Here is a 12,902-nt window from a genome sequence, read left to right as displayed (position 1 = left end):
GGCGCGGTTGGTCCGGTTCGCGCAGCCCGTCTAGCCTCGCCGGGTGCAGTTGCACCAGGTGCGCTACTTCCTCGCGGTGGTCGAGCACGGCGGAGTCAACGCCGCGGCCACCGCGTTGGGAGTTGCGCAACCCACCGTCTCGCAAGGGGTCCGTGAGCTCGAGAAGGAGCTCGGCATTCCGCTGTTCCACCGGATCGGCCGCGGCCTCGTCCTCTCCTCCGCGGGCCACGCGTTCACCGGGCCGGCCCGCAGGTTGGTGCGGGACGTGGTCGCGGCCTCCGGCGCGTTGCCGGACGCCGCGGGGTACCTGCAGGGGCGGCTGGACATCCACGTGCACGCAGGCCTCGCGGTCGATCCGGTGAGCAGGCTGGTGGGGTCGTTCCGGGCCCGGCATCCGCGGGTGTCGATCCGGATGGGCGTGCTGCGGGACGGGCAGGCGGCGGGCGTGCTGGTTCGGGAGGGGCACTGCGAGATCGCGGTGGGTCACCTCCCCTTCTCCGACGACCACGGGCTCTCCGTCGCCGAGATCGGGGTCTACGAGACGTGGCTGATCTTCCCGGAGGGGACCGAGCTACCGCCGGACGATCCGTTGCCGCTCAGCGCGATCCCGGACATCCCGCTCGTCGTCGTTCCGCGCGGCGGGCTGTTGCCCGGCCAGATCGAGCGGGCGCTGTCCGAGGCTGGGAGGCTGCGCAGCCCCGCGGCTGTCGTCGAGCACCGGGAGGCACGGCTGCCGTTCGTGCTCGCGGGGATCGGGGCGACGTTCGTCGAACGCGCGGTCGCGCTCTCCTGGGCGGCGCGCGGGCTGGTGGCCCGTGCGGTCGACCCGCCGATCCGCAACCCGTTCGGGGTGATCTTCGACCCGAAGACCACCTCACCCGCCGGACGCGAGTTCCTCCGGGTCGCCGGGGTGCGCAGCGAGTGACCGCGCCGCCGCCAGGAAGACTTCGGCGGCGGGAGAGAGCGGGCCGGGCCGGAACACCACGCCCACCGTGCGCCACAGCGGGGGATCGATCGACCGTGTGGCGATGCCGCTGAGCTCGGTCTCGACGGCGCTGCGGGGCAGGAATGCCGCCCCCGCCCCGTGCTGGACCAGAGCGTAGATCGCCGCGCGGTGCGCGCATTCCACGGCGACCTCGTCGATGCGGCCGAGTAGGGGGTCCACCGGCAGCGACCGGGTGTCCGGCGTCTCGACGACCAGCGGGATCCGGGTCGGTGGCGGCCACGGCAGCGGATCGGGCAGGCCCGCCGCGAGTTGGGGGTGCAGGGCCAGGACGACCTCCTGTGCCGCCAGTTCGAGGGTCTCCAGCGCGGGTGTGCCCGCCGGCAGGGCGGTCAGGCCGACCTCGGCCTGCCCGCGCCGTACGGCGTCCGCCACCGCCGCCGCGCCGCCGGGGTCGGTCACCGTCACCTGCACCCCCGGCAGCCGCGCCCGAAAGGCCCGGACGATCGCGGGCAGCGGCTCGACGCTCAACCCGGCGAGCGCGGCGACCGTCAGCCTCCCCGACTCACCCGCCCGGACCGCCGCCACCCGATCCCGGGCGACGTCGACGTCCGCGAGGATCCGGCGGGCGACCCCGAGGAACTCCCGGCCCTCCTCGGTGAGCGTGGCGGCCCCGCCGGCGCGGTCGAAGAGCCGCAGCCCGATCTGTCCCTCCAGCGACCGGATCGCCTGGGACAGCGAGGGCTGGGCGACGAACAGGGCGGCGGCGGCGCGGGTGATGCTGCCGTGGTCGGCCACCGCGACGAAGTACGAGACGAGCCGCAGATCCACGCAGGAACCGTAACTCGTGCCCCTTGACCAGGGGGTAGAGGAAACGCCGAACGGTCGAATCAGCATCGTGTCTTCGACAGGGGTCGTCGCCGGGTGGTGGAGTCCGAGAGCCGGCGCACAGGGGTGCCGGACTGACGGACGGGAGCGCCGATGAGGGACGCCGTGATCGTCGACGCGGTGCGGACGCCGGTGGGCCGGCGCAAGGGCGCGTTGGCCGAGATCCATCCCGCCGAGCTGTCGGCGGCCGTGCTGAGGGCACTGGCCGCACGCACCGGCCTCGACCCCGCCGACGTCGACGACGTCGTGTGGGGGAACGTGACCCAGGGCGGCGACCAGGCGTCGAACGTCGGCCGTTGGTCGGTGCTGGCCGCGGGCTGGCCCGAGACGGTCCCGGCGACCACCGTGCACCGCGTGTGCGGGTCCGGCCAGCAGGCCGTGCACTTCGCCGCCGCGGGCCTGGTGTCCGGCCAGTACGACGTCGCCGTCGCCGGTGGTGTGGAGTCCATGACCCGGGTCCCGATGGGATCCACCCACGCGGGTGGCCAGGTCGCGCCGCCGTCGGTCCTCGAACGCTTCGGCGTCGACGGGTTCAGCCAGGGGCTGGCCGCCGAGATGGTCGCCGAGAAGTGGGGCCTGTCCCGGACTGAGCTCGACGAGTACGCGTTGCGCTCGCACTCGCTGGCTGCGGCGGCGACCGACGCCGGTGCCTTCACCGGTCAGCTCGTGCCGGTCGGCGGGCTCATCGCGGACGAGGGCATCCGGCGTGGTGGCTCGGTGGAGTCGCTGGCGAAGCTCAAGCCCGTCTTCAAGGAGGATGGGGTCATCCACGCCGGCAACTCGTCGCAGGTGTCCGACGGCACCGCCGGGGTGCTGATGATGACGTCCGAGGCCGCTGCCGCGCGCGGGCTGACCCCGATCGCTCGGGTGCACAGCGCGGCGGTCGCGGGGGACGACCCGGTGCTCATGCTCACCGCGCCGATCGGTGCGACCGCCAAGGTGCTCCGCCGCGCGGGTCTCACGCTGGAGGACATCGGCGTGTACGAGGTGAACGAAGCCTTTGCGCCGGTGCCGCTGGTCTGGCGCTCGGAGACCGGCGCGGATGCGGCGCGGCTGAACCCGCTCGGCGGCGCGATCGCCGTGGGACACCCGCTCGGCGCGTCCGGGGCGATCCTGCTCACCCGGATGGTGCACCACATGCGGGACAACGGGATCCGGTACGGGCTGCAGACGATCTGTGAGGCCGGCGGGTTGGCCAACGCGATCGTCGTCGAGAACCTCCACGCGGAGCGCTGACGATGCGCAGGACCCTCTACGGTGAGGACCACGAGGCCTTCCGCCGCACCGCTCGGGACTTCCTCGCGAAGGAGGTCGTGCCGCACTTCGCGGACTGGGAGAAGGCGGGGATGCCGCCGCGCGAGATCTTCCGGGCGCTCGGCGACCTCGGCGTGATGGGCTTGCGCATCCCCGAGGAGTACGGCGGGGGCGGCGAGCCCAGCTTCCTCTACCCCGCGGTGTGGATCGAGGAGACGGCCGCCGCGCACGTTCACCTCGGCGGGTTCAACGTGCACACCAACGTCGTCCTGCCGTACTTCCTGGGGTACGCCGACGCCGAGCAGCGGAAGCGTTGGCTGCCGGGCATGGCGAGCGGCGAGACCCTGGCCGCGATCGCCATGACCGAGCCGGGCACGGGTTCGGACCTGGCCGGGATCGCCACTACGGCGGAGCGCGTCGGCGACCACTACGTGCTCAACGGTTCCAAGACGTTCATCACCGGTGGGATCAACGCCGACGTCGTCGTGGTGGTGGCCCGCACCGGACGCACCGAGGACCGCCGCGGCGGGCTGACCCTGCTCGTCGTCGAGCGGGGGATGGCGGGCTTCACCCGCGGCACCCCGTTCGACAAGATCGGGCTGAAGGTGCAGGACACCACCGACCTGTTCTTCGACGGAGTCGAGGTGCCGGTGGCGAACCGGCTCGGCGAGGAGGGTGCGGCCTTCCGCTACCTAACCGGCAACCTGCCCCAGGAGCGGCTGCACATCGCGGCCACCGCGCTCGCCACAGCGGAGGCGGCGGTGGCGTTGACCGCCGACTACGTCACCGGCCGGAAGGTGTTCGGCAAGCCGGTGTCGTCGTTCCAGAACACCCGCTTCGAGCTGGCCGCCTGCGCCACGGAGGCCGCCGCGGGGCGGGCCTTGGTGGACCAGGCGCTCGTGTCACATGACGCCGGCGAGCTGACCGGCGTCGACGCCGCCAAGCTCAAGATCTTCTGCACCGAGCTCCAGGGCCGGGTCGTGGACCGCTGCCTGCAGCTGTTCGGCGGCTACGGGTACATCACCGAGTCGCCGATCGCGCGCATGTACGCGGACGCCCGGGTCAGCCGCATCTACGGCGGCTCGACCGAGGTGCTCAAGACCATCGTCGCCAAGTCACTCGGCCTCTAGGAGGGCCCACCCCATGAAACTCGAGGGAGCATCGGTCGCGATCACGGGCGGGGCCTCGGGCCTCGGTCTCGCGACGGCCCGCCGGCTCGTCAAGAGCGGCGCGAGCGTCACACTGCTGGACCTCTCGCCCACCGGCGCGGAGGCCGCCGCCGAGCTGGGCGAGCGGGCTCGGTTCGTCGAGGCGGACGTGACGGACGCCGAGTCGTTCGCCGCGGGCCTCGACGTCGCGGAGGAGGCGGGCGGGCTGCGCGGTGTGGTGCACTGCGCGGGCGCCGGTCGCCGCATGCGGGTGCTGGAGAAGGACGGCACACCGGGGTCGCTGGAGGACTTCGAGCACGTCATCCGGCTGAACGTCACCGGCTCGTTCAACGCGCTGCGGTTGGGCGCCGAGCGCATCGCACGCCGGGACGAGGTCGACGGCGAGCGCGGCGCGATCGTGCTGACCGCGTCCATCGCCGCCTACGACGGCCAGATCGGCCAGATCAACTACGCGGCGGCCAAGGCGGCGATCGTCGGCATGACTCTCACCGCGGCACGGGACCTCTCCAGCCGCGCCATCCGGGTCTGCACGATCGCGCCGGGCACCATCGACACCCCGCTGCTGGGCAGGCTCAAGCCCGAGGTGAAGGCCGGGCTGGAGGCCTCGATCCCAAGCCCGCGCCGGCTCGGCAGGCCGGAGGAGTACGCGGAGCTGGCTGCGCACCTGCTGGAGAACGGCTACGTCAACGGCGAGACCATCCGCCTCGACGGCGCGCTGCGGATGGCGCCCCGCTGATGGGCACGGCACTGGTCGACACCGAGAAGGTCCTCACCGACTTCAGCGACGGCGTCGCGCTGATGACGATCAACCGGCCGCGGGCACGCAACGCCGTGGACGCCGAGACCGCCGCCGCGCTGGCGGCCGCGGTCGACGAGCTCGACGCCCGGGACGACCTGGTGGTCGGGATCCTCACCGGGGCGGGCGGCGCGTTCTGCGCGGGCATGGACCTCAAGGCCTTCGCCCGCGGCGAGCGCCCCTCGCTGCCGGGCCGCGGCTTCGCGGGAATCGTCGAGAAGCCTCCGGTGAAGCCGCTGATCGTCGCGGTCGAGGGTTGGGCCCTGGCGGGTGGCTGCGAGCTCGTGCTGGCTGCGGACCTCGTCGTCGCCTCCCGAGAGGCCAGGTTCGGGCTGCCTGAGGTGTCTCGCGGCCTGGTCGCGGGCGGCGGCGGCCTGCTCCGGCTGCCGAACGTCCTGCCCTACCCGGTGGCCATGCAGATGGCGCTGACCGGGGACCCGGTCTCCGCCGAGACCGCGCACCGCTACGGCCTGGTCACCACGCTGACCGAACCCGGCAGCGCGCTGGCCGAGGCCCGCGCACTGGCCGCCCGGATCGCGCGCAACGGCCCGCTGGCCGTGCGCACGACCAAGCAGATCCTGGCCGCGGCGGCGGGCCACACCGACCCGGCGGACTTCGCGATGCAGCGCGAGGCCGTCGAGACGGTGCTGGCGTCGGAGGACGCCGCCGAGGGTGCCCGCGCCTTCGCGGAGAAGCGTGACCCGGTGTGGACCGGGCGCTGAGGAAGCGACGAGCGACCCCGCGGGACGCGGTCCCCGGGGTGTTCACAGGGAGGTGGACCGCATGACCGGACGGACCGGAATGGCGAAGCGGTGGCCGGAGGGGCTCCCCGAGTCACTGGCCTACCCGGACATGACCGTGGCGGACGTGACCGCCGCGGCGGCCGCCCGCTACGGCGACGCGATCGCCGTGGTGGACGGCGACGAGATCCTCTCGTTCGTCGAGCTGGACGCCAGGGCGGCCGCGTTCGCGCACGCCCTGCGCGGGGCGGGCGTCGACCGCGGGCACGACGTGCTGCTGCACCTGTCGAACAACCTGCGGTTCCTCGTGGCCTACTACGGCGCGCTGCAGGCGGGCGCCTCGGTGACCCTGGGCAACCCACTCACCCCGGTCTCGACGCTGCATGCGCAGCTGGTCGACGTCGGCACCGTCGTGGTCGTGACCCAGGACCCGCAGCTGGAGAGCCTGCTCGAAGCGCGCGAGGGCACCGCCGTGCACACGGTCGTCCTGACGTCGCCGACCCGGTCGGCGCCCGCCGAGCGGTCGCAGGCCGCGGGCTCCCCGGGCGTGGTGACCTTCGAGGACTTCACGGGCGGGATGCCGACCGTGCGTCCGGAGGTGCCCGGGCACAACGGCTCCGACATCGCGCACATCGCGTTCACCGGCGGTACCACCGGCATCCCCAAGGGCGTGCAGGTGCTGCACCGCAACGTGATCGCGAACGTGACCCAGATGGTGGGCCACCGTGCCGTGCAGCAGATGGGCTTCAACGGCCGGGAGGTGACCTTCACCCCGCTCGTCCCGTGCGACGACCCGGGGCTGAAGATCGGCGAGGGCGTCATGATCGCCGTCTCCCCGCTGTACCACGCGCAGGGCCTGATCCAGATGAACTTCCTGCTGCTCTGCGGGGGCCGGATCGTGCTGGGCGGCCGCTTCGACCCCGCGGGTCTGCTGCGCGAGATCGAGAAGTACCGGGCTACCTGGATCACCGGCGGCGCCACGATGTGGCAGGCGCTGCTCGCTGTGCCGGACATCGCCGAGCGGGATCTCAGCGCGCTGCGGGTGTGCTCGGCCGGAGCGGGCCCACTGGACCCGAGCGTCCAGCGCGAGCTCGCCGCCACCATCCCCAGCGCGGTGGTGTGCCCGGGCTACGGCATGACCGAGGCGACCTGCGTGGTCAGCGCCGGGCCGGTGGTGCGGGGCAGCGACACGCCGGTCGGCAGCGTCGGGGTGCCGATGTTCGACACCGATGTCGAGGTCCGCTCGGTGGACGACCCCTCCGTGGTCCTGCCGCAGGGCGAGACCGGCGAGCTGTGGATCCGGGGCCCCCAGGTCACGGCGGGCTATCGCAACGAGGAGTTGTCCGACCAGTTCGTCGACGGCTGGCTGCGCAGCGGCGACCTCGGTCGCTTCAGCGAGGAGGGCTACCTCTACATCGTCGGCCGCAGCAAGGAGATGCTGATCTACAAGGGGTACAACGTGTACCCGCGGGAGCTGGAGGAGGTCCTCCTGCGCCACCCGGCGATCGCCGAGGCCGCGGTGGTCGGTCGGCCCGACGTGCTCACCGGTCAGGAGCCGGTGGCGTTCGTCGTCCCGCGGCGCGGGTTCAGCCCCGACCCGGACGAGATCCTCGCCTACGTCGCCGAGAAGGTGCTCCCCTACAAGAAGGTGCGGGCGGTCTACGTCCGCGACTCCCTCCCCGCGACGCCGACGGGGAAGGTGCTCAAGCGTGACCTGGAGAAGATCGTCGCCGAGGACGCGGCCGTGTCCGCGTCGAGCGGCTGAGAGGACATCGTGGACACCGCAGACTTCGAGGCCATGCTGGCCGCCGTCCGAGACTTCGTGCGCAAGGAGGTCGTGCCCGCCGAGGACGAGATCGAGCGGACGGACGAGATCCCGGCCACGATCCGTCGCGCTGCCGCGGACATGGGTCTGTTCGGCTACGCCCTGCCCGAGGAGTACGGCGGCCTGGGCTTCACCTTGACCGAGGACGCGCGGTTGGCGATCGAGGTCGGCTACACCTCGCCGGGCTTCCGCTCGATGTTCGGGACGAACAACGGCATCGCGGGCCAGGCCCTCGTCGCGCTCGGCACCGAGGAGCAGAAGAAGGACTACCTGCCGCGCATGGCGAGCGGCGAGCTGGTCGCCTCCTTCGCCCTCACCGAGGCCGAGGCGGGCTCGGACCCGAGCGGGCTGCGCACCCGCGCGGTCCGCGACGGCGACGAGTACGTGATCACCGGTGAGAAGCGGTTCATCACCAATGCCGACAAAGCGGGCGTGTTCATGACCTTCGCCCGGACCGGTGCGGAGGGCACCGGGACGCAGGGCATCTCGCTGTTCACCGTCGACGCGGGCCTGCCCGGTCTGCGGGTCGGGCCCACCGACGCCAAGATGGGCCAGCGGGGCGCGCACACGGCCGAGGTCTCGTTCTCCGAGGTCCGGGTGCCGGCCTCGGCCCTGGTCGGCGGCGTCGAGGGTGCGGGGTTCGGCACGGCGATGCGGACTCTGTCCCGCGGCAGGCTGCACATCTCCGGGCTCGCCGTCGGCATGGCCGAGCGGCTGCTGGAGGAGATGGTCGCCCACGCGGCCGCCACGAAGCAGGGCGGCCGACCGATCGGCGAGTTCCAGCAGGTCCAGGCCATGATCGCGGACTCCTACACCGAGCTGTACGCGGGCCGGGCCATGCTGCTCGCGGCCGCCGCGGAGTACGACGCGGGCGGCGACCGCCGGAAGCTGCCGTCGACCGCCAAGCTCTTCTGCACGGAGATGGTCGGCCGGGTCGCCGACCGCGCGGTGCAGGTGCACGGCGGCATGGGCTACATGCGCGGCGTCGTCGCGGAGCGGCTGTACCGCGACGCCCGGCTCTACCGCATCTACGAGGGCACGAGCGAGATCCAGAAGGTCATCATCGCGAAGCGGCTGCTGGCCGAGGCGGGCTGACCGACCGTGCTGGAGAAGGGGACGTTCGACGGCCGGGTCGCCGTGGTCACCGGCGGCGGCTCGGGCATCGGCGAGGCCATCGCGGGCGAGCTCGCCCGGCTCGGGGCCACCGTCGCGCTGCTCGGCCGCACCGCCGAGAAGCTCGAGGCGGCCCGCGCCGGCATCGAGGAGCTCGGCGGGCGGGCCTCCGTGCACCCGCTGGACATCCGGGACCGGGCGGCGGTCGACGACACGATCGCCGCCGTCGTCGCCGCGCACGGCCGGGTCGACCACCTGGTCAACAACGCGGCGGGCAACTTCCGGGTGGCCCCGGAGGAGATGTCGCCCAACGCCTGGCGGGCGGTCCTGGGCACCGTCCTGGACGGCACCTGGCACTGCACCCAGGCGGTGGGCAGGCACCTGATCGACCGGGGCGCGCCGGGGTCGATCCTGAACATCGGCTCTACGATGTCGATGCAGGGCAGCCCGACGACCGTGCACTCGGCGAGTGCCAAGGCCGGCGTGCTGACCATGACCAAGTCGCTGGGCGCGGCGTGGGGTCCGTACGGCATCCGCGTCAACGTGCTCGTCCCGGGCATCACCGAGGGCACGGCCGGCGTCGACATCCTGCTGAGCGACGAGGAGTTCCGCGCAGCCGAGATCTCCCGGATCCCGTTGCGGCGCACCGTCTCCAAGACCGAGGTCGCGGCGGTCGCCACCTTCCTGCTCAGCGACCACGCCGGGTACGTCACCGGCACGTCGCTGGTCATGGACGGCGGCCGCTCCCTCGGCACCCACTGAGCACCGACAGAACGCGAGAGGCAGACATGCTCCAGGAACAGACCGCAGTGATCACCGGCGGGGCGAAGGGCATCGGCTTCGCCATCGCCGAGACCTTCGTGGCGAACGGCGCCCGGGTCGTCCTCGCCGACATCGACGGCGACCTCGCCCAGGAGTCCGCCGAGAAGCTCGGTGCGGTCGCCCGCGGGGTGGCCTGCAACGTCACCGACCCCGACGCCGTGCAGCGCGCGGTCGACACGGCCGTCGGCGAGTTCGGCTCGCTCGACGTCTTCGTCAACAACGCGGGCGTGACCCGGGACGCGACCCTGCGGAAGATGACGATCGACGACTTCGACACCGTCATCGACATCCACCTCAAGGGCACCTGGTTGGGCACCCGGGCGGCCGCCGCGGTGATGCGCGAGCAGCAGCGCGGCGCGATCGTGAACCTGTCCTCCATCTCCGGCAAGGTCGGGATGGCGGGCCAGACGAACTACAGCGCGGCCAAGGCGGGCATCGTCGGCATGACGAAGGCCGCCGCCAAGGAGCTGGCGTACAAGGGCGTCCGTGTCAACGCCATCCAGCCCGGCCTGATCCGCACCGACATGACCGCGGCGCTGCGCCAGGACGTGTTCGACGCGAAGGTCGCCGAGATCCCGATGCAGCGCGTGGGCGACCCGAGCGAGATCGCCTCGGTGGCGCTGTTCCTCGCGAGCGACCTGTCGTCCTACATGACCGGCTGCGTCCTCGAGGTCACCGGCGGGCGGCACATCTGATGCGCGACGTCGTCGTCTGCGAGACCGTCCGCACGCCCATCGGCCGCTACGGCGGCATGTTCCGCTCGCTCACCGCGGTGGACCTCGGGGTGACGGCGATGAAGGGCCTCCTCGACCGGACGGGCGTGGACCCCGCCGAGATCGAGGACGTCATCCTCGGGCACTGCAACGCCAACGGTGAGGCCCCGGCCACCGGCCGGGTCGTCGCGCTCGACGCCGGCCTGCCGATCACCGTCGGTGGGCAGCACCTCGACCGGCGCTGTGGGTCGGGGCTGCAGGCGGTGCTCAACGGGATCATGCAGGTCCAGTCCGGGGCGAACGACGTCGTCGTGGCCGGTGGCGTCGAGAGCATGAGCAACGCCTCGTTCTACTCGGTGGACATGCGGTGGGGCGGCGCCCGCGGGATCGCCCTGCACGACACCCTCGCCCGGGCGCGCACCACCGCCGGCGGCCGGGACCACCCGGTGCCCGGCGGCATGCTCGAGACCGCGGAGAACCTGCGCCGGGAGTACGCCATCCCGCGCGAGGCGCAGGACGAGCTCGCCGTCGCCTCGCACCAGCGGGCCGTCGCCGCGCAGCAGGCGGGCCTGCTGGCCGAGGAGATCGTTCCGGTCACCGTGCCGCAGCGGAAGGGCGAGCTCGTCATCGACACCGACGAGCACCCCCGCGCGGACTCCACGGTCGAGGCGCTCGCCCGGCTCCGCCCGATCCTGGGCACGGAGGACGAGGGCGCGACCGTCACCGCCGGGAACTCCAGCGGCCAGAACGACGCCGCGGCGCTCACCCTCGTCACCACCGCCGACAAGGCGGACGAGCTGGGGCTGCGGCCCTATCTGCGGCTGACGTCCTGGGCGGTGTCCGGGGTGGCCCCGCGGGTGATGGGGATCGGGCCGGTACCCGCCACCGCGGCCGCCCTCGACCGCGCCGGCCTCACCCTCGCGGACATGGACGTCATCGAGCTGAACGAGGCGTTCGCGGCCCAGGTCCTGGCCGTCACGGCGGAGTGGAAGTTCACCGATGCGGACTTCGAGCGCACCAACGTGCACGGCTCCGGGATCTCGCTGGGGCACCCGGTGGGCGCCACCGGGGCGCGCATGGTCGGCTCGCTCGGGCGTGAGCTGCGCCGCCGCGACGCCCGCCGCGGCCTGGTCACCATGTGCATCGGCGGCGGCCAGGGCCTCGCCGCGGTGTTCGAGCGGGCCTGACCGCGCCCGCGGCGGACCCATGTCCAGAACGCATCCCGAGGTCGCCCGCGCGCTGGCCCTGCTCGTCGCACGGGGCCGACCCGGCGACCGGCTGCCGGCCGAGCGGGACCTCGCCCGCAGGCTCGGGGTCGGCCGGGCGGCCGTCCGCCGGGCGCTGTCGCAGCTCGCCGCCGCCGAGCTGGTGTCGACGCGCCGGCAGTCCGGCACCTACGTCCGCGGCACCGCGACGTCGTGCCTGCACTGCCGGGGTCTACGAGAGGAATGGTCATGAGCGGTCCCCTGAAGGGACTCGGGATCGTCGAGTGCGCGAGTTTCGTCGCGGGCCCGACGGGAGGGATGACGCTGGCACAGCTGGGAGCGTCCGTGATCCGGGTCGACCCGCTCGGCGGCGGTTCGGACCACAAGCGCTGGCCGGTGGACGGGGCAGGCGACTCGTTCTACTGGGCCTCGCTGAACAAGGGGAAGCGTTCGATCGCGGTCGACCTCCGCTCCGACGAGGGCCGTGAGCTGGTCCTCTCCCTGATCGCGGAGGTCGGGGTCCTCGTCGACAACGTGGTCGGCCGACCGTGGATGGCGAACGACGCCCTCGTCGCGCGCCGTCCGGACCTCATCCACCTGCGCGTGCAGGGCCATCCCGACGGACGCCCGGCGGTGGAGTACACGGTGAACGCCGGGGTCGGGGTCCCGCTGATCACCGGGAGCGAGGAGGGCGGCGCCCCGGTCAACCACGTGCTGCCGGCCTGGGACCTGGTGACCGGGCTCAGCGTGTCCACCGGGGTGCTCGCCGCGCTGTACGAGCGCTCGCGCACCGGGCGTGGCGCGTACGTGGAGCTGGCGCTGGCGGACGTCGCGCTCGCGGGCGTGGCCAACCTCGGCTGGCTGTCGGAGGTGGCCGAGCGCGGCACCGACCGGCCGCGGCACGGCAACCACGTGTACGGATCGTTCGGGGTGGACTTCGCCTGCTCGGACGGGCAGCGGGTGATGGTGGTGGCCCTGACCCCGGCCCAGTGGTCGGCGCTGACCTCGGTGACGGGGACGACCGCGGTGCTCGCCGCACTCGAGCAGGCTCTCGACGCCGACCTCACTCAGGAGGCCGAGCGGTACCGGTTGCGCGAGACGATCGCGGCCATCCTCAAGCCGTGGTTCCTGGCCCGGGACTCCAAGTCCGTAGCCGACGAGCTGGACGCCGCCCGGGTGCTGTGGGGCCGCTACCAGGGGATGACCGACCTGGTCACCGCTCACCGGGCCGGTGGGCACGCGGTGCTCGCCGACCTTCCCATGCCGAACGGGGACACCGGCATCACCGCCCGGTCGCCGCTGCGGTTCGACGGCGAGCACGGCGAGGCCGGTGCGACCCCGGTCCTGGGCCGCGAGACGGACGAGGTGCTCGCGGAGGTCCTCACGCTGTCGGGCGCCGAGATCGGCCGCCTCCACGACCGCCGGGTGATCTGA

The 12,902-nt window shown here is 73.0% G+C and carries 13 protein-coding genes; 12 read left to right on the top strand and 1 reads right to left on the bottom strand.

Annotation, left to right across the window (positions count from 1 at the left end):
• Nucleotides 1-43: 43 nt before the first annotated feature.
• Nucleotides 44-925, top strand: coding sequence for a LysR family transcriptional regulator (locus LWC33_RS31355; protein WP_233308325.1), 882 nt, complete (start codon nt 44-46; stop codon nt 923-925).
• On the opposite strand, the gene LWC33_RS31350 is transcribed toward LWC33_RS31355, so the two are convergent.
• Entirely contained in the window at nt 875-1,774 is a 900-nt protein-coding gene (locus LWC33_RS31350; protein WP_233308324.1) for a LysR family transcriptional regulator, read from the bottom strand. The genes LWC33_RS31355 and LWC33_RS31350 overlap by 51 nt on opposite strands.
• Nucleotides 1,775-1,924: 150 nt before the next feature.
• Here LWC33_RS31350 and LWC33_RS31345 point away from each other — a divergent pair, with 150 nt between their 5' ends.
• The 11 genes from LWC33_RS31345 (at nt 1,925) to LWC33_RS31295 (ending at nt 12,902) form a co-directional block, all read left to right on the top strand.
• Complete coding sequence (locus tag LWC33_RS31345; protein WP_233308323.1) at nt 1,925-3,067, top strand: thiolase family protein; 1,143 nt, start codon at nt 1,925-1,927, stop codon at nt 3,065-3,067.
• A gap of 2 nt (nt 3,068-3,069) precedes the next feature.
• A complete protein-coding gene (locus LWC33_RS31340; RefSeq protein WP_233308322.1) occupies nt 3,070-4,215 on the top strand; it encodes an acyl-CoA dehydrogenase family protein in 1,146 nt (381 codons plus the stop codon).
• A gap of 13 nt (nt 4,216-4,228) precedes the next feature.
• Nucleotides 4,229-4,990: an SDR family oxidoreductase gene (locus tag LWC33_RS31335; RefSeq protein WP_233308321.1), complete on the top strand. Its 762-nt coding sequence runs from the start codon at nt 4,229-4,231 to the stop codon at nt 4,988-4,990.
• Nucleotides 4,990-5,772, top strand: coding sequence for a crotonase/enoyl-CoA hydratase family protein (locus LWC33_RS31330; RefSeq protein WP_233308320.1), 783 nt, complete (start codon nt 4,990-4,992; stop codon nt 5,770-5,772). The genes LWC33_RS31335 and LWC33_RS31330 overlap by 1 nt, the downstream gene beginning before the upstream one ends.
• Nucleotides 5,773-5,833: 61 nt before the next feature.
• Nucleotides 5,834-7,555, top strand: coding sequence for a class I adenylate-forming enzyme family protein (locus tag LWC33_RS31325; protein WP_233308319.1), 1,722 nt, complete (start codon nt 5,834-5,836; stop codon nt 7,553-7,555).
• Between the two features lie 9 nt (nt 7,556-7,564).
• Nucleotides 7,565-8,710, top strand: a complete 1,146-nt coding sequence (locus LWC33_RS31320; RefSeq protein ID WP_372476736.1) for an acyl-CoA dehydrogenase family protein — start codon at nt 7,565-7,567, stop codon at nt 8,708-8,710.
• A 6-nt stretch (nt 8,711-8,716) separates the two neighbouring features.
• The gene (locus LWC33_RS31315; RefSeq protein WP_233308318.1) at nt 8,717-9,490 is read left to right on the top strand and encodes an SDR family oxidoreductase; all 774 of its coding nucleotides are present in this window, start codon (nt 8,717-8,719) and stop codon (nt 9,488-9,490) included.
• Nucleotides 9,491-9,516: 26 nt separating this feature from the next.
• Entirely contained in the window at nt 9,517-10,245 is a 729-nt protein-coding gene (gene fabG / locus LWC33_RS31310; protein WP_233308317.1) for a 3-oxoacyl-ACP reductase FabG, read from the top strand.
• Entirely contained in the window at nt 10,245-11,450 is a 1,206-nt protein-coding gene (locus LWC33_RS31305; protein ID WP_233308316.1) for an acetyl-CoA C-acetyltransferase, read from the top strand. Before fabG ends, LWC33_RS31305 begins: the two co-directional genes overlap by 1 nt.
• Before the next feature lie 19 nt (nt 11,451-11,469).
• Nucleotides 11,470-11,721, top strand: coding sequence for a winged helix-turn-helix domain-containing protein (locus LWC33_RS31300; protein WP_233308315.1), 252 nt, complete (start codon nt 11,470-11,472; stop codon nt 11,719-11,721).
• A complete protein-coding gene (locus LWC33_RS31295) occupies nt 11,718-12,902 on the top strand; it encodes a CoA transferase (protein ID WP_233308314.1) in 1,185 nt (394 codons plus the stop codon). Before LWC33_RS31300 ends, LWC33_RS31295 begins: the two co-directional genes overlap by 4 nt.

This window comes from Pseudonocardia terrae (genome assembly GCF_021343995.1).
Classification (GTDB): Bacteria; Actinomycetota; Actinomycetes; order Mycobacteriales; family Pseudonocardiaceae; genus Pseudonocardia; species Pseudonocardia terrae.
This window is presented reverse-complemented; position numbering and strand designations above follow the sequence as displayed.

Bases quoted from the DNA above. Each gene is read 5' to 3' on its own strand.
- LWC33_RS31295 (WP_233308314.1), top strand. From the start codon at position 11,718: ATGAGCGGTCCCCTGAAGGGACTCGGGATCGTCGAGTGCGCGAGTTTC.
- LWC33_RS31305 (WP_233308316.1), top strand. From the start codon at position 10,245: ATGCGCGACGTCGTCGTCTGCGAGACCGTCCGCACGCCCATCGGCCGC.
- LWC33_RS31330 (WP_233308320.1), top strand. From the start codon at position 4,990: ATGGGCACGGCACTGGTCGACACCGAGAAGGTCCTCACCGACTTCAGC.
- fabG (WP_233308317.1), top strand. From the start codon at position 9,517: ATGCTCCAGGAACAGACCGCAGTGATCACCGGCGGGGCGAAGGGCATC.
- LWC33_RS31345 (WP_233308323.1), top strand. From the start codon at position 1,925: ATGAGGGACGCCGTGATCGTCGACGCGGTGCGGACGCCGGTGGGCCGG.
- LWC33_RS31325 (WP_233308319.1), top strand. From the start codon at position 5,834: ATGACCGGACGGACCGGAATGGCGAAGCGGTGGCCGGAGGGGCTCCCC.
- LWC33_RS31340 (WP_233308322.1), top strand. From the start codon at position 3,070: ATGCGCAGGACCCTCTACGGTGAGGACCACGAGGCCTTCCGCCGCACC.
- LWC33_RS31335 (WP_233308321.1), top strand. From the start codon at position 4,229: ATGAAACTCGAGGGAGCATCGGTCGCGATCACGGGCGGGGCCTCGGGC.
- LWC33_RS31300 (WP_233308315.1), top strand. From the start codon at position 11,470: ATGTCCAGAACGCATCCCGAGGTCGCCCGCGCGCTGGCCCTGCTCGTC.